Genomic DNA, 16,499 nt, shown 5'->3' on the forward strand with positions numbered 1-16,499 from the left:
TTCCTATGATTGGGCTGACTCGGGCACCTGATAGCGAGGGAAAACGCCGCTGGGCGGCGGCAGTGCGGTCCCCGCGGCGAGCCGCTGGCTGACCGCTGTGAATGACCGCTGGTCATTTGCTTGGCCGAGCAGGTCGAGGACCTTGCCCGCCGACTCCGGCATCACCGGCTGCACCAACAAGGCGGCTATGCGGACCACCTCGCAGGTGACATACAAAGTGGTGCGGAACCGCACTTGGTCCGCTTCGGCTTCGCTCTTACGCAGCACCCATGGCTGCTGTGCGGAGAAGTACTTGTTGGCGTCACCGAGCATCAGCCAGATCGCCTCGAGCGCCAGGTGCATCGCCTGGGCGTCGAAGTGCCCGCGCACCCTTTCCAGCAGCCCGTCCGCCGTCGCGAGCAATTCGGTGTCGGCCGCATCGAATTCACCGGGATGCGGCACCACCCCGTCGAGATTCTTGGCGATCATCGACAGCGAGCGCTGCGCCAGGTTCCCCAATTCGTTGGCCAGATCGGTGTTGATCCGGGTGATGATCGCCTCTTCGCTGTAGCTGCCGTCCTGGCCGAACGGGATTTCGCGCAGCAGGAAGTAGCGGAGTTGGTCCACGCCCAACGTCTCGACGAGCGCGACCGGGTCGACGGTGTTGCCCACCGACTTACTCATCTTCTCGCCGCGGTTGTGCAGGAACCCGTGCGCGAAGACCCGGCGCGGCAACTCGACTCCGGCCGACATCAGAAACGCCGGCCAGTACACGGCGTGGAACCGGATGATGTCCTTGCCGATCATGTGCAGATCGGCGGGCCAATACCGGCGAAACAGCTCGGAGTCGGTGTCCGGGTAGCCGGCTCCGGTCAGGTAATTGGTCAGCGCATCCACCCAGACGTACATGATGTGCTCGGGGTGATCGGGAACCTGCACACCCCAGTCGAACGAGGTACGCGAGATGGACAGATCGTCCAACCCGCCGGAAACGAAGCTGATCACCTCGTTGCGGCGAGTTTCAGGAGCGATGAAGTCCGGATGAGCGTCGTAGTGTGCCAGCAGCTTGTCGGCATACGCCGAAAGCCGGAAGAAGTAGGTCTGCTCTTCGGTCCAGGTCACCGGGGTCTGGGTTTCCACCGCGACCCGGGTGCCGTCCTGAAGTAACTGGGTCTCCGATTCGACGAAGAACCGCTCGTCGCGCACCGAGTACCAGCCGGCGTAGTTGTCGAGATAGATGTCGCCGGAGGCGGCCATCCGTCGCCAGATCTCCTGCGACGCCTCGTGGTGGTCGGCGTCGGTGGTGCGGATGAACCGGTCGAAGGAGATGTTGAGCTTCTCTTGCAGGCGCTGGAAGACATCGGAGTTGCTGCGGGCCAGGGCGGCGGTCGGCACCCCGGCGGCCGTGGCGGCTTGGGCGACCTTGAGGCCGTGCTCGTCGGTCCCGGTCAAGAAGCGCACGTCGAAGCCGTCGAGTCGTTTGAACCGGGCGATCGCGTCGGTGGCGACGTACTCGTAGGCGTGGCCCATGTGCGGCGCGCCGTTGGGATAGGCGATCGCCGTGGTGACGTAGTAGGGCTGCGGTGGCTTCATCGAGAAACCACCCTATTGGGTGGACCTATTGTGTGCGCGTGAGCTCCAACAAGCGAGAAGCACCGCCCCCGCCGCAGCCGCTGGCGCCGTTGATCGATGCGCACACGCACTTGGACGCGTGCGGCGCGACCGACGCCGCGGGCGTGACCGACATCGTCGACCGGGCGGCCGCCGTCGGGGTGAGCGCCGTGGTCACGATTGCCGACGACATGGATTCGGCGCGCTGGGTGACCGCGGCGGCCGAGTGGGATGCACGGGTGTACGCCGCGGTGGCGTTGCACCCCACCCGTGCCGACGCGCTGACCGAGGCCGCGCGCGCCGAGATCGAACGGTTGGCGGCCCATCCGCGCGTGGTGGCGGTCGGCGAGACCGGCATGGACATGTATTGGCCGGGGCGACTCGAAGGTTGCGCGGCACCGGACACCCAGCGCGAGGCCTTCGCCTGGCATATCGACCTGGCCAAGCGGATCGGCAAGCCGCTGATGATCCACAACCGGCAGGCCGACCGCGAGGTGCTCGACGTGCTGCGCGCGGAGGGCCCGCCTAAGACGGTGATCTTCCACTGCTTCTCGTCGGACAGTGCAATGGCCCGCGAGTGCGTGCAGGCCGGTTGGCTGGTCAGCTTGTCCGGCACAGTGAGCTTCCGTAACGCCCGAGACCTTCGCGAAGCCGTGCCGCTGATCCCCAGCGAGCAGCTTCTGGTGGAAACCGACGCGCCCTTTTTGACCCCGCACCCGTACCGCGGGGCAGCGAATGAACCGTATTGCCTGCCCTACACCGTGCGGGCGCTGGCTGAGCTGCTCGATCGCCGGCCCGAGGAGCTGGCCGAGGTCACCACGAGCAACGCTCAACGGGTCTACGGGGTGGAGTGAACCGAGGCCGTGCGGTGCCCAACGGCGCCTAACAGTGTGTCGCCCGAGTTGCTCAGCATTGGCCGGTTCGTTACCGTCTTGTGATCGAACGGGTGGGCCTGCGGGCCCATTTCGTCATTTGCAGCTGAGAAGGTCGTTGGGTTTGAGTTGTTGCTTACGTTGGGGATAGACGGACATTGAATCTAGTAGCCAAACTTCATCAAACTGAATCACCGATATTGCGCTTGATTGTTGGCGCCCTGCTCACCGTGCTGGCTTTCGCCGGGGGCTATGCGGTGTCCGCGTGCAAGACCGTGACGCTGGCCATCGACGGCACCGAACTGCGGGTGACGACGATGAAGTCGCGGGTCATCGACGTCGTGCAGGAGAACGGCTTTTCCGTCGACGAGCGCGACGACCTGTACCCGGCCGGTGACGTGGCCGTCCACGACGCCACCAAGATCGTGTTGCGCCGCAGCCGCCCGTTGCAGATCTCCCTCGACGGGCACGACGCCAAGCAGGTGTGGACCACGGCGTCCACCGTCGACGAGGCGCTGGCCCAGCTCTCCATGACCGACACCGCTCCGGCAGCGGCGTCGCGCGGCAGCCGGGTTCCCCTGGCCGGGATGGCCCTGCCCGTCGTCAGCGCGAAGACGGTGCAGATCAACGACGGTGGTGCGGTCCGCACCGTGCACCTGGCCGCGCCGAACGTCGCCGGACTGCTGGTGGCCGCCGGCGTGCCGCTGATGGGCGGTGACCACGTCAGCCCCAACGCGACGGCCCCGATCGTCGACGGCATGCAGATCGAGGTGACCCGCAACCGGATCCAGACCGTGACCGAGCGCATGCCGTTGCCGCCGTCGGCCCGTCGCATCGAGGACCCGGACATGAACATGAGTCGGGAGATCGTCGAAGACCCCGGATCGCCGGGCACCCAAGACGTCACCTTCGCGGTCGCCGAAACCAACGGCGTCGAGACCGGTCGGCTGCCGATCGCCAACGTCGTGGTCACTCCGGCCCGCGAAGCCGTGGTGCGGGTGGGCACCAAGCCGGGCACCGAGGTGCCGCCGGTGAGCGACGGGCAGATCTGGGACGCCATCGCGGGCTGCGAAGCCGGCGGAAACTGGGCGATCAACACCGGTAACGGGTATTACGGCGGTGTGCAATTCGACCAGGGCACCTGGGAGGCCAACGGCGGCCTGCGCTACGCGCCGCGCGCCGACATGGCCACCCGTGAAGAGCAGATCGCGGTCGCCGAAGTGACGCGCTCGCGTCAAGGGTGGGGCGCCTGGCCGGTGTGCAGCGGCCGGGCGGGTGCAAACTGACGATTCGGCTGCTCGGGCGCACCGAGATCAGGCGGCTGGCCAAAGAACTCGATTTCCGGCCCCGAAAGTCACTGGGGCAGAACTTCGTCCACGACGCCAACACCGTGCGCCGCATCGTCACGCTCGCGGGCGTCGGCCGATCCGACGAGGTGCTGGAGGTGGGACCGGGCCTGGGGTCGTTGACCCTGGCGTTGCTGGACCGAGGCGCTGCGGTCACCGCCGTGGAAATCGACCCGGTGCTGGCCGCGCGGCTGCCGCAAACCGTAGCCGACCACTCGCACAGCGAAGCCCAGCGGCTCACCGTGGTCAACCATGACATCCTTACGCTGCGCCGCAGCGATCTGCCCGCCGAACCGACCGCGGTCGTCGCCAATCTGCCCTACAACGTCGCGGTGCCGGCCTTGCTGCACCTGCTGGCCGAGTTCCCCTCGATCCGGAGCGTGACGGTGATGGTGCAGGCCGAGGTCGCCGAACGGCTGGCCGCCGAACCGGGCGGCAAGGAATACGGCGTGCCGAGCGTCAAGGTGCGCTTCTTCGGGCGGGTGCAACGGTGTGGCACGGTGTCGCCGACGGTGTTCTGGCCCATTCCCCGGGTCTACTCCGGGCTGGTGCGCATCGACCGCTATCAGAGCTCGCCGTGGCCGACGGACGAAGCGTTCCGCGAGCGGGTGTTCGAGTTGATCGACATTGCGTTCGCGCAGCGGCGCAAGACGTCGCGCAACGCCTTCGCCGAGTGGGCCGGCTCGGGCAACGAGTCGGCGAACCGCCTGCTTGCGGCGAGCATCGATCCCGCCCGGCGCGGCGAGACGCTGTCCATCGAGGACTTCGTGCGCCTGCTGCAGCGCTGTGACGCCGACCTGCCGCCCATGCCCGGACACGCGTCTGCGAGCTGAGGAACATGCTGAGGCCGCCGCCGTCCGCAGCGATAGTCTGCTGCCGTGTCCGCGTCTGACGGCAACACCGCCGAATTGTGGGTGCCCACCGGGTCGGTGACCGTGCGCGTGCCGGGCAAGGTGAACCTCTACCTGGCGGTCGGGGATCGCCGCGACGACGGCTATCACGAGCTGACGACGGTGTTCCAGGCGGTGTCGCTGATCGACGAGGTGACCGTGCGCAACGCCGACGTGTTGTCGCTGGAACTCGTCGGCGAGGGCGCCGAACAGCTACCCACCGACGAACGCAACCTGGCCTGGCGAGCCGCCGAGCTGTTGGCCGACCATGTCGGACGGGCTCCGGACGTATCCATCCTGATCGACAAGACCATTCCGGTGGCCGGCGGAATGGCCGGCGGCAGCGCCGACGCCGCCGCCGTGCTGGTGGCGATGAACTCCCTGTGGGAACTCGCCTTGCCCCGTCGCGACCTGCGCCTGATGGCCGCGCAGTTGGGCAGCGATGTCCCGTTCGCTCTGCACGGCGGAACCGCGCTGGGCACCGGCCGGGGCGAGGAGTTGGCAACGGTATTGTCCCGCAACACCTTTCACTGGGTTTTGGCGTTCGCTGAGGGCGGCTTGTCGACGCCGGCGGTGTTCGGCGAGTTGGACCGGCTGCGCGAGGCCGGCGATCCGCCGCGGCTGGCCGAGCCTGGGCCGGTGCTGGCCGCGTTGGCCGCCGGTGACCCGCATCAACTCGCACCGCTGCTGGGCAACGAACTGCAAGCGGCCGCGGTCAGCCTGGACCCGTCGCTGCGACGTGCGCTGCGCGCCGGCGTGGAGGCGGGTGCGCTGGCCGGCATCGTCTCGGGGTCCGGGCCAACGTGTGCGTTCCTGTGTACGTCCGCGGCGCAGGCCGTCGACGTCGGCACGCAATTGTCCGGGGCGGGAGTGTGCCGCACGGTGCGCGTGGCCAGCGGGCCGGTACCCGGCGCGCGAGTGGTACCGGCGCCGATGACCGAAGCATGACGGATGTGTGAAATCTGCCTCAAAACACTTTTGCGTTTGGCAGTTACTTAAGAGGAGCTTAAGATAATCCGCGGTGACGAGTAGCGGTGTGCACATAGGTGCGGGATTTTCGCCCGGCGCGACGCAGCGTCGGGCCGTTGTCTCATCACCGGACCGAGACCTAATTGCTCCCCAAATGTATGCGCGCGCCTGCTCCACAGTGGCATTCAGCAGGCGGAACATGAAAGTTCGGCCCTTGGGGCCGACATCGAGGAGGTTGCTTTGAGCAGGTTTACCGAGAAGATGTTCCGCAACGCTCGCGAGTCCACCAAGGGCATGGTGACCGGCGAACCGCACACCCCGGTCCGGCACACCTGGGGTGAGGTCCACGAGCGCGCGCGTCAAATCGCGGGCGGCTTGGCGGCCATCGGCGTCGGCCACGGCGACGCGGTGGGCGTGCTGGCCGGTGCCCCGGTGGAAATCGCTCCCGCCGCGCAAGGGCTGTGGATGCGCGGCGCCAGCCTGACCATGCTGCACCAGCCCACCCCCCGCACCGACCTGGTCGTGTGGGCCGAAGACACCACCACCGTCATCGACATGATCGAGGCCAAGGCGGTCATCATCTCCGATCCGTTCATGGCGGCCGCGCCGGTCCTCGAGGAGCGCGGCGTCAAGGTCGTGACCGTCGAGCAGCTGCTGGCGGCCGACCCGATCGATGCCATCGAGGTCGGTGAGGACGATCTGGCGCTGATGCAGTTGACCAGCGGATCGACCGGCTCGCCCAAGGCCGTGCAGATCACGCACCGCAACCTGTACGCCAACCTCGAGGCGATGTACATCAGCGCGGAGTACAACGAAGACACCGACGTCATGATCAGCTGGCTGCCTTTGTTCCACGACATGGGCATGATCGGCTTCCTGACCGTCCCCATGTACTTCGGCGGCGAGCTGGTCAAAGTCACCCCGCTGGACTTCATGCGCGACACGCTGCTGTGGGCCAAGCTGATCGACAAGTACCAGGGCACCATGACGGCGGCCCCGAACTTCGCCTACTCGTTGTTCGCCAAGCGGCTGCGCAAGCAGGCCAAGCCGGGCCAGTTCGACCTGTCCACGTTGCGGTTCGCGCTGTCGGGCGCCGAGCCCGTCGAGCCGTCGGACGTCGAGGACCTCTGCGACGCCGGCGCGCCGTTCGGACTGAAGCCCGAGGCGATCCTGCCGGCCTACGGAATGGCCGAAATCACCTTGGCGGTGGCGTTCTCCGAGTGCGGTGCCGGTCTGGTAGTCGACGAGGTCGACGCCGACCTGATGGCCGCGCTGCGGCGCGCGGTGCCGGCGACCAAGGGCAACACCCGCCGGCTGGCCTCGCTGGGGCCGCTGCTGCAGGGCATCGAGGCCCGCATCGTCGACGAGGACGGCAACGTGCTGCCCAAGCGCGGGGTCGGCGTCATCGAGTTGCGCGGCGAATCGGTGAGCCCGGGCTATCTGACCATGGGTGGATTCATCTCGGCGCAGGACCGGCACGGCTGGTATGACACCGGTGACCTGGGCTACCAGATGGACAACGGCCACATCGTCGTCTGCGGCCGCGTCAAGGACGTCATCATCATGGCCGGCCGCAACATCTACCCGACCGACATCGAGCGGGCGGCGGGCCGGGTGAGCGGGGTGCGTCCGGGATGCGCGGTGGCCGTGCGGCTGGACGCCGGGCATACCCGCGAGACCTTCGCCGTCGCCGTCGAGTCCAACGCCTACGACGACCCCACCGAAGTGCGTCGCATCGAGCACCAGGTGGCGCACGAGGTGCTCAAAGAGGTCGACGTGCGGCCCCGCAACGTCGTGGTGCTCGGGCCGGGAACCATTCCGAAGACCCCGTCGGGCAAGCTGCGCCGGTCCACCTCGGTCACGCTGGTCACCTAGGGGCCGCGCTACCAGGCGTGGACGCGGTTCTGCGCCGGTTCCAAGCCGAGTTGAATCAGCATCTCGGTCGCGTCGGCGGCCTGCTCGCAGATGGTCGGCACCTCGGCGCGCTCGGCCGCGCTGAAGTTCTCCAGCACGAACGCCGCCGGGTCCTTACGTCCGGGCGGGCGGCCGATGCCGATGCGCACCCGCTGAAAATCCTTGCTGCCCAGCGCGGCGGCCACCGAACGCAATCCGTTGTGGCCACCTTCGCCGCCGCCCAGCTTGAGTCGGATACGCCCGAAGTCCAGGTCGAGTTCGTCGTGGATGACGATGATGTCGCCCGGTGACACCGAGTAGAACTTGGCCAGCGGTCCGACCTGGCGGCCCGACTCGTTCATGTAGCAGCGCGGCTTGGCCAATACCACCGAGTGCCCGGCCAGCCGTCCGGTGACGAGCTCGGCACCGGACTTTTTGTGCGCCTTAAACTTTGCGCCCAGCCGATCCGCCAGCAGATCGGCGACCATGAAGCCGAGGTTGTGCCGGGTGCGGGCGTAGTTCTCCCCGGGATTGCCCAGGCCGACCACCAGCAGCGGTTCGGCCACGTCGCGATCCGCCTACTCGGTCTCTTCGGGAGCGCCGGCCTCTTCGGCCTCTTCGGTCTCGGCTTCCTCCGTCGCGGCCTCGCCCTCGAGGTCCTCGGCGGTGGGCGCGGTGACCACGTTGACCACCAGCGTCTCGGGGTCGGAGATCAGGTTGACCCCGCGCGGCAGTTCGATCTGGCCGGCGGTGAACTGAGTCCCTTCCTCGGCGCCCTCGATCGAAATCGTCAACTGCTCGGGGATCGACAGCGCCTCGGCTTCGATCTCGATGGCGTTCGCCTCCTGGGTCACCAGGGCGCCAGGGGTCGGCTCGCCCTCGACGACCACGGTGACCTCGACGGTGACCTTCTCGCCGCGGCGCACCACCAACAGGTCGGCGTGCTGGATGGTGCGGCGGATCGGGTGAATGTCGAGCGACTTGGTCAGCGCCAGTTGCTCTTTGCCGCCGATATTCAGCGTCAGCACCGCGTTGGTGCCCGAGTGGCGCAGCACCGCCGCGAAGTCGTGGCCGGGCAATTCGAGGTGCTGCGGGTCCGCGCCGTGGCCGTAGAGAACGGCGGGAATCTTGCCTTCACGGCGGGCTCGGCGGGACGCGCCCTTGCCGGTCTCGGACCGTACCGAGACATCCAGCTGGTTGACTGCTTGTGACTTGGCCATATGTCGCTCCTGTAGGTGTGAAGGCACGGCCAGGATCGCGACAGTGAAGCCGGTCTCCGTCGATAACGGTGCTGGCATGTGCCGGCCACCCTCGCCGTGACGCCCGGTCAGGCTAACGCATCTGCGCCGTCGAGGCGAAATCCGGTCGCCGCAATGGTCACATGCGCCCCAGCAACGGGCTGCCGACTGGCGAGTGTGCAGCCACGGTTTCCACTGAGCGTTCCCGGCGCACTCTCGACGGAATTGCCGCCCTGCGCGCACACCGGAAGCCCTACGCGCACAGTCGGCCTGATCGACTACAGCGGGAACTTGGTGCCGGTGAGCTGCTCGGACAGCTCCCACAGCGCGGCGGCCGTCTTGTCATCTTTGGCCCGCGGGCTGCGGGCAATCGGCTGCGTGCGGCCCAGGTACCCGAAGCGCGGGCCGACGAACGTGTCGCCCGGCAAATCCTGCGCGACCGCGTACAACGTCTGCCGCGCGCCGTAGTCGGCGTTAGTGGCTACCACCCGGGTGGCGGTCGAGATGACCGCGTCGCTGAACTTGCGGCCGGAAGCGCCCTGCAGATTGGTGTGGGAATAGCCAGGGTGGGCCACCAGCGCGCGCAGCCGCGAGCCGGCGGCAGTCAACCGGCGCTGCAACTCGCTGGTGAACAGCAGGTTGGCCAGCTTCGACTGGCTGTAGGCAAGCCAGGCCGAGTAACGCCGAGACTTCCAGTTGAGGTCGGCCAGGTCGATGCGGCCCGGCCAGTGCGCCATCGACGACACGGTGACGACCCGGTCGGTCAGCTTGGGCAGCACCAGGTTGGTCAGCGCGAAATGGCCCAGATGATTGGTGCCGATTTGGCTTTCGAAGCCGTCGGCGGTCACGGCATACGGGGCTGCCATGATGCCGGCGTTGTTGATCAAGATGTCCGCGTGCTCGACGCCGTCGGCGAAAGCCCGCACCGAAGAGAGGTCCTGCAGATCGAGCTGGCGCACCTCGACCTCGCCGGGCATCTCCCGCGCGACCGCCTGGCCCTTGTCCGTGTTGCGGACGGCCATGACGATGTGAGCTCCCCGGCCGGCCAATTCGCGGGCGGTCACCGCGCCGAGTCCGCTGTTGGCACCGGTGATGATGACGGTGCGGCCGGTGAACGACGGAAGGTCTGCGGCGGTCCAGCCAGTCATGGCTTCTAGTTAACGATGTCGAACTCCAGCCGCACGCTGAGGGGTCCGGTTATTCCTGCCATGCTCGGCCATGAACCGGGCCCGACCTGCCGGGCGTTGGGCAGGCGCGCGGTGATGACCCGCAGGGCTTCGATCAGTTCTAGCCGGGCCAGGTGCGCGCCCAGGCAGTAGTGCGCGCCGCCGCCGAAGCTGAGGATGGCCGGCGGGCCGAGCCGGTCGGGATGCATATGCCGGCGAGCGTGGTCATGGCGTCGACTATCCGGCGGCTGACGAGCGAGACCATCCGCAGCAATGCGTAGATGTTCCGCGGGCTGGTGCCGATCTACGCGTCGTGGCGGATGTTTTGACCGATACCGGCTCGCGATGCTGACTAACATGAGCCAACACGCGGAGATCAATGCGCTGACCTGGAGCGAGTTGGGCATGAGTGAGTTGCTGCCAACCGGAACGGTGACGCTGCTTCTGGCAGATGTTGAAGGGTCTACGCGGCTGTGGGAGACCGAGCCGGAGCAGATGACCACCGCGCTTGCCCAGCTGAACCGCACGGTCAACGACAGCGTCGCCGCCCATGATGGGGTGCGTCCGCTCGAACAGGGCGAGGGTGACAGCTTCGTGGCCGCCTTCGCCCGGGCGAGCGATGCGGTGGCATGTGCGCTGGCGCTAGCGGCTGGAGCTCGCTGACGCCCATGGAGCTTGATGTGGTCGGCCTGGCTCGAGAAGGACTGGGCAACAAGGAAATTGGTGCCCGGCTTTTCGTTTCCCCCCGAACGGTGCAGACGCATCTCACCCATGTTTACGCGAAATTGGGTATCACCTCGCGCGTACAACTGATTCACGAAGCGACTCAACACAGCTGAGTCAGGCGTTACTTCTTGGCGACCACGAATCCGCGGATGATCGCTTCCACGTCGTCGCTTTGCTTGACCGCTTCGTTGGCCATGCTGGTAATGGTCAACTGCACCATGTAGCGCTGATTGGCGGGCGCTGAGCCGGTTGCCAGCACAATGCGATTCCAGCTGTGCATCCGTCCGGTGCGGGCGTCGTAACTGCCCTGGACCATCGACGAGGGAAAGCCGTTGAAGTCTGCCGTCGATGCATCGAGCTGGTGAAACCCTTCGGGCAGATCGGCATTGGCGTGTTTGATCGCTTCGGCGGGATCGAAGCTGCCGCGCAGCTTGAACACCACCAGCATGGCGGCCGGAAGGTTGTCGCCCTTGGCGAGCATCACCGCGTTCGGGTGGGCCTTGGGATCGCCGTGGGCTTCCCAGCCGGGCGGCGTGGGGATGGACACGTTGAGGTCGGGCAGTCCGGTCGGTGGCACCGGGTCACCGGTGACACCGACGCTTTGCAAGTACTCCGACAGTGGGACCGCCTTGCCCGTCGTCGTCGCCGCGGCGCTGGTGGTGGTCGTCGTCGGCGCCAGCACCGACGAATAGTCCGTCGTCTTGGGCCCGCACGCCGCGGTCAGGGCGGCCAGTGCAACGGTGGCCGCGCATACTCGAATAGCCTGCGGCCTCACAAGATCTCGCGTACGGCTTCGATCGGCCGAGCCAGTCGGGTGCCCTTGGAGGTGACGACGAACGGCCGCTCGATCAAGATCGGGTGCTCGGCCATGGCGTCGAGCAATTGCTCGTCGGTGGCGTCGGCGAGGTTGAGTTCGGCATAGAGCGGTTCGCGTTTGCGTACCGCGGTACGCACGTCGATGCCCGCGTCGCGGATCATTCGCACCAGCTCGTCGCGGGACGGCGGGGTCTTGAGGTACTGCACGATAGTCGGCTCTAACCCGTTGTCCCGCAACAGGTCCAGCGTCTTACGCGACGTGCTGCACTTGGGATTGTGGTAGATGACGGCGTCGCCGGTGCCAGAAACCATCTAGGCGTCTCCGTCGAATAGTCCTGTCACGGAGCCGTTTTCAAAGACGGCGCGGATGGTGCTGGCCAACAGCGGTGCGATCGACAACACGGTCAGTTGCGGGAAGCGCTTCTCCTCGCCGATCGGCAGAGTGTTGGTGACGATCACCTCGCGCGCGCCGCAGGCGGCCAGTCGTTCGGCGGCCGGGTCGGACAGCACACCGTGGGTGGCCGCGATGATGACGTCCTTGGCGCCGTCGTGATGCAACAATTGCACCGCACCGGCGATGGTGCCGCCGGTGTCGATCATGTCGTCGATCAGGACGCAGGTGCGGCCCTGCACCTCACCGACCACGCGGTTGGAGACCACCTGGTTGGGCACCCGCGGGTCGCGGGTCTTGTGGATGAACGCCAGCGGGACGCCGCCCAGCGAATCGGCCCACTTCTCGGCGATGCGCACCCGCCCGGAGTCGGGGGAGACCACCACCATGTTGCTGTCGGGGTAGTTGTCGCGGATGTAGCCGGTCAGCAGGTTCTGGCCGCGCATGTGGTCCACGGGTCCGTCGAAGAAGCCCTGAATCTGGTCGGTGTGCAGGTCGACGGTGACGATGCGGTCGGCCCCTGCCGTCTTCAGCAGGTCGGCGACCAGCCGGGCCGAGATCGGCTCGCGGCCGCGGTGCTTCTTGTCCTGTCGCGCATAAGGGTAGAACGGCATGACCGCGGTGATCCGCTTGGCGCTGCCGCGCTTGAGCGCATCGATCATGATCAGCTGTTCCATCAGCCAGCGGTTGACCGGTGCGGGCGCGGACTGCAGGACGAAGGCGTCGCAGCCGCGCACCGATTCGTCGAAGCGCACGAAGATCTCGCCGTTGGCGAACTCGCGCGCGGTCTGCGCGGTGACGTGCACGTCGAGTTCTTTGGCTACCTGCTCGGCCAGCTCCGGGTGGGCGCGGCCGCTGAAGAGCATCAGGTTCTTGCGGTTATCGGTCCAGTCGTGGCTCAACGCGCTGCCCTCGCCGTTTCGGGATGGGAATTCGAACGCCCCATGGTAAGCGAAGAGCCTGGATGCGCTGCCGGGTAGCCGGGAAACAAATTCACGGTTGCGGTTCGGATTCGCGTGCTTTGGCCTGCTCGGCCGCCTGCGCGGCCGCGGTACCGGGCCGTTTGCGCTGCACCCAGTCCTCGATGATGCGTTGCGGACCCGCCGATACGGCCAGTGCGCCGGGCGGCACATCCTCGCGCACGACAGTTCCGGCGCCGGTGTAGGCGCCGTCGCCGATGCTGACCGGGGCGACGAACATGGTGTCCGAGCCGGTGCGCACGTGCGAGCCGATGGTGGTGCGCCGTTTGGTTGTGCCGTCGTAGTTGACGAACACACTGGACGCGCCGATATTGCTGTGTTCGCCGATGTCGGCGTCGCCGACGTAGGTCAAATGCGGGACCTTGGTGCCGACGCCGATGTTCGCGTTCTTGGTTTCGACGAAGGCGCCCAGCTTGCCTTCGGCGCCCAGCTGGGTGCCGGGCCGCAGGTAGCTGAAGGGGCCGACCGTGGCGCCGTCGCCGATGGACGACGACGCGCCGTGGGTGCGGCAGACGGTGGCGTTGTCGCCGACGGTGACGTCATTGAGCGTCGTGTCGGGCCCGATGACGCAACGACCGCCGATTTGGGTGCGGCCCAGCAATTGCGTCCCGGGCTGGATCACGGTGTCGCGCCCGATTGTGACGTCGACGTCGATCCAGGTGGTAGCGGGATCGACGACGGTGACCCCGGCCAATTGGTGGGCGTTGACGATGCGGCGGTTGAGTTCGGCGCCCAGCTCGGCCAGTTGCACGCGGTTGTTGACGCCGGCCACCACGGCGCTGTCGTCGATGTGTCGGGCGCTGACGGTCATTCCGTCGCGGCGCAGGATGGCGACGACGTCGGTGAGGTAAAGCTCCTGCTGGGCATTGTTGGAGCTGAGCCGGGTCAGCGCCGAGCGCAGGGCGGCGATGTCGAAGGCGTAAACCCCGGTGTTGACCTCGCGAATCTCCCGCTGAGAGGCGGTGGCGTCGGTCTGCTCGACGATGGCCATCACTTCGTTGTCCTGGGTGCGCAGGATGCGGCCATAGCCGTGGGGGTCGTGCAACGTGGTGGTGAGGACGGTGACCGCCGCCTTGCCTGCGGGGTGGTCCGCGCTGTGGGTGGCGATCAGGTCGGCGAGGGTATCCGCGTCCAGGAGCGGGGTGTCGCCGGCGGCGACGACGACGATGCCCGAGTAGTCGTCGGGCAATGCCTTGAGGCCGCACAGCACGGCGTCGCCGGTGCCGCGCGGTTGGTCCTGCAGTGCGACGTCGATGGTGCGGCCCAAGTGGTCGGCCAGTTCGCCGACCAGCGGCTCGATGCGCTGGTAGTCGTGGCCGAGGACGACGACCAGGTGTTGCGGCGCCAGCTTGGTCATCGCATGCAGGGAGTGGGAGAGCATGCTGCGCCCGCCGAGGGTGTGCAGGACCTTTGGGGTGTCCGACCGCATCCGGGTGCCGGGACCGGCGGCCAAGACCAGGACCGCGGTGTCACCACGAAACGTCATACCTCTCCTCACGGTCTCGTCGGCGAACGTTATGTCTGCTCGCCGGAGCCGGTGCAATTAGGGCTCCGTCGCCAGGACTCGAACCTGAACTGTCTGAACCAAAATCAGAAGTGCTGCCGATTACACCACGACGGATTGCGTGCCGAGAGCGCTCACGCGCCACCATGACTTTAGTCGGCCGAGGATGCCGGTCGTTGTCGGATGCCAGCTTCGCTGTCACATCCACCACATTGGCCCCTAACCCCAAGGGTGTTCGATTTGCCCGCCTCACAGCGACAACGCGTGGCGTCGCGCAATTGTCGCTGTGAGGCGGGCAAAAAGTGGATCACCCACCGGAGAGGCTGGTGTGACGGCTGGGGCAGGAGCGACCCTGGGAGTACGCGCGCTTCACCGAGCGTGAACCTGCGCATCCGAATGTGCGGGCAGGGCGGAAAACCCGCGATTTTGCCGCCACCACCGCACAGTCGCCGCCGCGGGCTCACTGTCGACGCGAAACCTGCCATACCCTTACTGACGTGGCCATACCCGACAAGGAGCCAGACAAAGAGGTGCGCGCTCCGCGCGCTCGAATGACCGGCAGCGAGCGGCGCCACCAATTGATCGGCATTGCGCGCACCTTGTTCGCCGAACGCGGCTACGACGGCACCTCCATCGAGGAGATCGCCCAACGCGCCAACGTTTCCAAGCCGGTCGTCTACGAGCATTTCGGTGGCAAGGAGGGCTTGTACGCCGTCGTCGTCGACCGGGAGATGTCGGCGCTGCTCGACGGCATCACCTCGTCGCTGACCAACAACCGGTCCCGCGTCCGGGTCGAACGCGTGGCGCTGGCGTTGCTCACCTACGTCGAAGAACGCACCGACGGCTTCCGCATCATGATCCGCGACTCGCCCGCCTCCATCAGTTCGGGCACCTACTCCAGCCTGCTCAACGACGCCGTCAGCCAGGTGAGCTCGATCCTGGCCGGCGACTTTGCCCGCCGCGGCCTGGACCCTGACCTGGCTCCCCTCTACGCCCAAGCACTCGTCGGTTCGGTGTCCATGACCGCGCAGTGGTGGCTCAACACCCGAGAGCCCAAGAAAGAAGTAGTCGCCGCCCACCTGGTCAACCTGATGTGGAACGGACTGACCCACCTGGAAGCCGATCCCCAACTGCAAGACGAATAGATCTTGGGATCGGTAGCGATGCGCCCGCTGTGCACTGTTGACGTCCGTCCCAACCGGGGCGGCCAGTAACGAAGGAGCGGCCATGAAAGCGATCATCGCTGGTGTAGCAACATCACTGTCGGTGCTGGGAGGCCTGTGGCTTGCCGCACCTGCCCAGGCCGAGCAAGGCAACTGCCCGCGCCTGCAAGCCTGCACCACCTGGTGCCCCGGCGACCCCAACCCGGCAGGCCGGCCCGTCCCGTGGGACGGCGGCGTCTGCCACGACTACTACTGGGACTCCTACGGCGTGCACGACGTCGGCGACGGCGCCTTCTACTCCTGGGCCACCATGCCCTGGTGAGAACCACAGTCGCGGGCCAATAGGTCGGCGATGGTCTCCCGGCGCACCAACTGCCGCGCCCGGCCGTCCCTGACCGCGACCACCGGCGGCCGGCCCACCATGTTGTAGTTCGACGCCATGCTGTGGTGATACGCACCCGTGCACGCCACGGCCAGCAGATCCCCGGGATGCACGTCGGCGGGTAGCTCAATGTCGCGGGCGATCTCGTCGCCGGCCTCGCAATGCCGTCCGGCCAGCGTGACGCGCTGTTTGGGCCCATGGGAAGGCCGGTTGGCCAGCGTGACCGTGTACTGGGCGCCGTACAGCGACACCCGCGGGTTGTCGCTCATCCCGCCGTCCACCGCGACGAACGTCCGCCCGCCCGGTTGCGCCTTGACCGAGCACACCCGGTACAACGTCACGCCGGCCCGGGCGCTGATGGCCCGCCCGGGCTCGACGACCAGCACGGGCCGCGGGAACTGTTCGGCCGCGCAGGCCTCGTCCAGCGCGTCCTCGACAGCGGCCGCCAGCTCGTCGGGGCACAGCTCCGCGTCACCGGACAGGTACGGCACAGCGTGGCCGCCGCCGATGTTCAGCTCGGTCAGGATGACGCCGTGACGGGCGCGGATGTCGGCCATCGCGGCGATCATCCGG

The 16,499-nt window shown here is 67.1% G+C and carries 16 protein-coding genes, 1 tRNA gene and 3 pseudogenes; 9 read left to right on the top strand and 11 right to left on the bottom strand.

The genetic code is table 11. The features are described from left to right. Positions 1 to 3: 3 nt before the first annotated feature. Positions 4 to 1,572 carry a methionine--tRNA ligase gene (gene metG / locus A9W95_RS11050; RefSeq protein WP_067412087.1) on the bottom strand — a complete coding sequence of 523 codons (1,569 nt, stop codon included), beginning with the start codon at positions 1,570 to 1,572 and terminating at the stop codon, positions 4 to 6. 32 nt (positions 1,573 to 1,604) lie between these two features. On the opposite strand from metG, the gene A9W95_RS11055 reads away from it, so the two are divergent. The 5 genes from A9W95_RS11055 to A9W95_RS11075 all read left to right on the top strand — a co-directional run bounded on the left by A9W95_RS11055 (position 1,605) and on the right by A9W95_RS11075 (position 7,542). After that, complete coding sequence (locus tag A9W95_RS11055; RefSeq protein WP_067412088.1) at positions 1,605 to 2,444, top strand: TatD family hydrolase; 840 nt, start codon at positions 1,605 to 1,607, stop codon at positions 2,442 to 2,444. Positions 2,445 to 2,620: 176 nt separating this feature from the next. Beyond that, positions 2,621 to 3,748, top strand: a complete 1,128-nt coding sequence (locus tag A9W95_RS11060; RefSeq protein WP_067412089.1) for a resuscitation-promoting factor — start codon at positions 2,621 to 2,623, stop codon at positions 3,746 to 3,748. Beyond that, on the top strand, positions 3,712 to 4,641 hold the full coding sequence (rsmA, locus tag A9W95_RS11065) for a 16S rRNA (adenine(1518)-N(6)/adenine(1519)-N(6))-dimethyltransferase RsmA (protein ID WP_067412130.1): 930 nt from the start codon (positions 3,712 to 3,714) through the stop codon (positions 4,639 to 4,641). Before A9W95_RS11060 ends, rsmA begins: the two co-directional genes overlap by 37 nt. Before the next feature lie 45 nt (positions 4,642 to 4,686). After that, positions 4,687 to 5,646, top strand: a complete 960-nt coding sequence (locus A9W95_RS11070; RefSeq protein ID WP_067412090.1) for a 4-(cytidine 5'-diphospho)-2-C-methyl-D-erythritol kinase — start codon at positions 4,687 to 4,689, stop codon at positions 5,644 to 5,646. A 261-nt stretch (positions 5,647 to 5,907) separates the two neighbouring features. Beyond that, positions 5,908 to 7,542 carry a fatty acyl-AMP ligase gene (locus A9W95_RS11075; protein ID WP_067412093.1) on the top strand — a complete coding sequence of 545 codons (1,635 nt, stop codon included), beginning with the start codon at positions 5,908 to 5,910 and terminating at the stop codon, positions 7,540 to 7,542. Positions 7,543 to 7,550: 8 nt separating this feature from the next. On the opposite strand, the gene pth is transcribed toward A9W95_RS11075, so the two are convergent. The 4 genes and pseudogenes from pth to A9W95_RS11095 form a co-directional block, all read right to left on the bottom strand. Then, a complete protein-coding gene (pth, locus tag A9W95_RS11080; RefSeq protein ID WP_067412096.1) occupies positions 7,551 to 8,126 on the bottom strand; it encodes an aminoacyl-tRNA hydrolase in 576 nt (191 codons plus the stop codon). Positions 8,127 to 8,138: 12 nt separating this feature from the next. Beyond that, positions 8,139 to 8,780, bottom strand: a complete 642-nt coding sequence (locus tag A9W95_RS11085) for a 50S ribosomal protein L25/general stress protein Ctc (protein ID WP_067412098.1) — start codon at positions 8,778 to 8,780, stop codon at positions 8,139 to 8,141. Positions 8,781 to 9,076: 296 nt separating this feature from the next. Then, on the bottom strand, positions 9,077 to 9,946 hold the full coding sequence (locus A9W95_RS11090; protein WP_067412101.1) for an oxidoreductase: 870 nt from the start codon (positions 9,944 to 9,946) through the stop codon (positions 9,077 to 9,079). 5 nt (positions 9,947 to 9,951) lie between these two features. Continuing rightward, positions 9,952 to 10,167: pseudogene (locus A9W95_RS11095) on the bottom strand (cytochrome P450); the annotation flags it as partial. 202 nt (positions 10,168 to 10,369) lie between these two features. On the opposite strand from A9W95_RS11095, the pseudogene A9W95_RS26840 reads away from it, so the two are divergent. Then, positions 10,370 to 10,609 (top strand): annotated as a pseudogene (locus tag A9W95_RS26840) (adenylate/guanylate cyclase domain-containing protein); the annotation flags it as partial. Between the two features lie 23 nt (positions 10,610 to 10,632). Further along, the gene (locus A9W95_RS26845) at positions 10,633 to 10,803 is read left to right on the top strand and encodes a response regulator transcription factor (protein ID WP_216638155.1); all 171 of its coding nucleotides are present in this window, start codon (positions 10,633 to 10,635) and stop codon (positions 10,801 to 10,803) included. 8 nt (positions 10,804 to 10,811) lie between these two features. On the opposite strand, the gene A9W95_RS11105 is transcribed toward A9W95_RS26845, so the two are convergent. The 5 genes from A9W95_RS11105 to A9W95_RS11125 form a co-directional block, all read right to left on the bottom strand. Continuing rightward, a complete protein-coding gene (locus A9W95_RS11105; RefSeq protein ID WP_067412108.1) occupies positions 10,812 to 11,465 on the bottom strand; it encodes an LpqN/LpqT family lipoprotein in 654 nt (217 codons plus the stop codon). After that, complete coding sequence (gene arsC, locus A9W95_RS11110) at positions 11,462 to 11,818, bottom strand: arsenate reductase (glutaredoxin) (protein ID WP_067412111.1); 357 nt, start codon at positions 11,816 to 11,818, stop codon at positions 11,462 to 11,464. Before arsC ends, A9W95_RS11105 begins: the two co-directional genes overlap by 4 nt. Continuing rightward, complete coding sequence (locus A9W95_RS11115) at positions 11,819 to 12,799, bottom strand: ribose-phosphate diphosphokinase (RefSeq protein ID WP_067412116.1); 981 nt, start codon at positions 12,797 to 12,799, stop codon at positions 11,819 to 11,821. A 91-nt stretch (positions 12,800 to 12,890) separates the two neighbouring features. Then, entirely contained in the window at positions 12,891 to 14,363 is a 1,473-nt protein-coding gene (gene glmU, locus A9W95_RS11120) for a bifunctional UDP-N-acetylglucosamine diphosphorylase/glucosamine-1-phosphate N-acetyltransferase GlmU (RefSeq protein WP_067412119.1), read from the bottom strand. Between the two features lie 63 nt (positions 14,364 to 14,426). Beyond that, positions 14,427 to 14,498: transfer RNA gene (locus A9W95_RS11125), tRNA-Gln, on the bottom strand. A 434-nt stretch (positions 14,499 to 14,932) separates the two neighbouring features. On the opposite strand from A9W95_RS11125, the gene A9W95_RS11130 reads away from it, so the two are divergent. After that, on the top strand, positions 14,933 to 15,526 hold the full coding sequence (locus A9W95_RS11130) for a TetR/AcrR family transcriptional regulator (RefSeq protein WP_131811289.1): 594 nt from the start codon (positions 14,933 to 14,935) through the stop codon (positions 15,524 to 15,526). 82 nt (positions 15,527 to 15,608) lie between these two features. Further along, on the top strand, positions 15,609 to 15,866 hold the full coding sequence (locus A9W95_RS11135) for a hypothetical protein (RefSeq protein ID WP_067412124.1): 258 nt from the start codon (positions 15,609 to 15,611) through the stop codon (positions 15,864 to 15,866). Here the strand turns inward: A9W95_RS11135 and A9W95_RS11140 are convergent. Further along, a pseudogene (locus tag A9W95_RS11140) lies at positions 15,839 to 16,499 on the bottom strand (diaminopimelate decarboxylase); the annotation flags it as partial. The gene A9W95_RS11135 and the pseudogene A9W95_RS11140 overlap by 28 nt on opposite strands.

It is taken from the genome of Mycobacterium sp. 1423905.2, assembly GCF_001673155.1.
In the GTDB taxonomy this organism is placed as follows: domain Bacteria; phylum Actinomycetota; class Actinomycetes; order Mycobacteriales; family Mycobacteriaceae; genus Mycobacterium.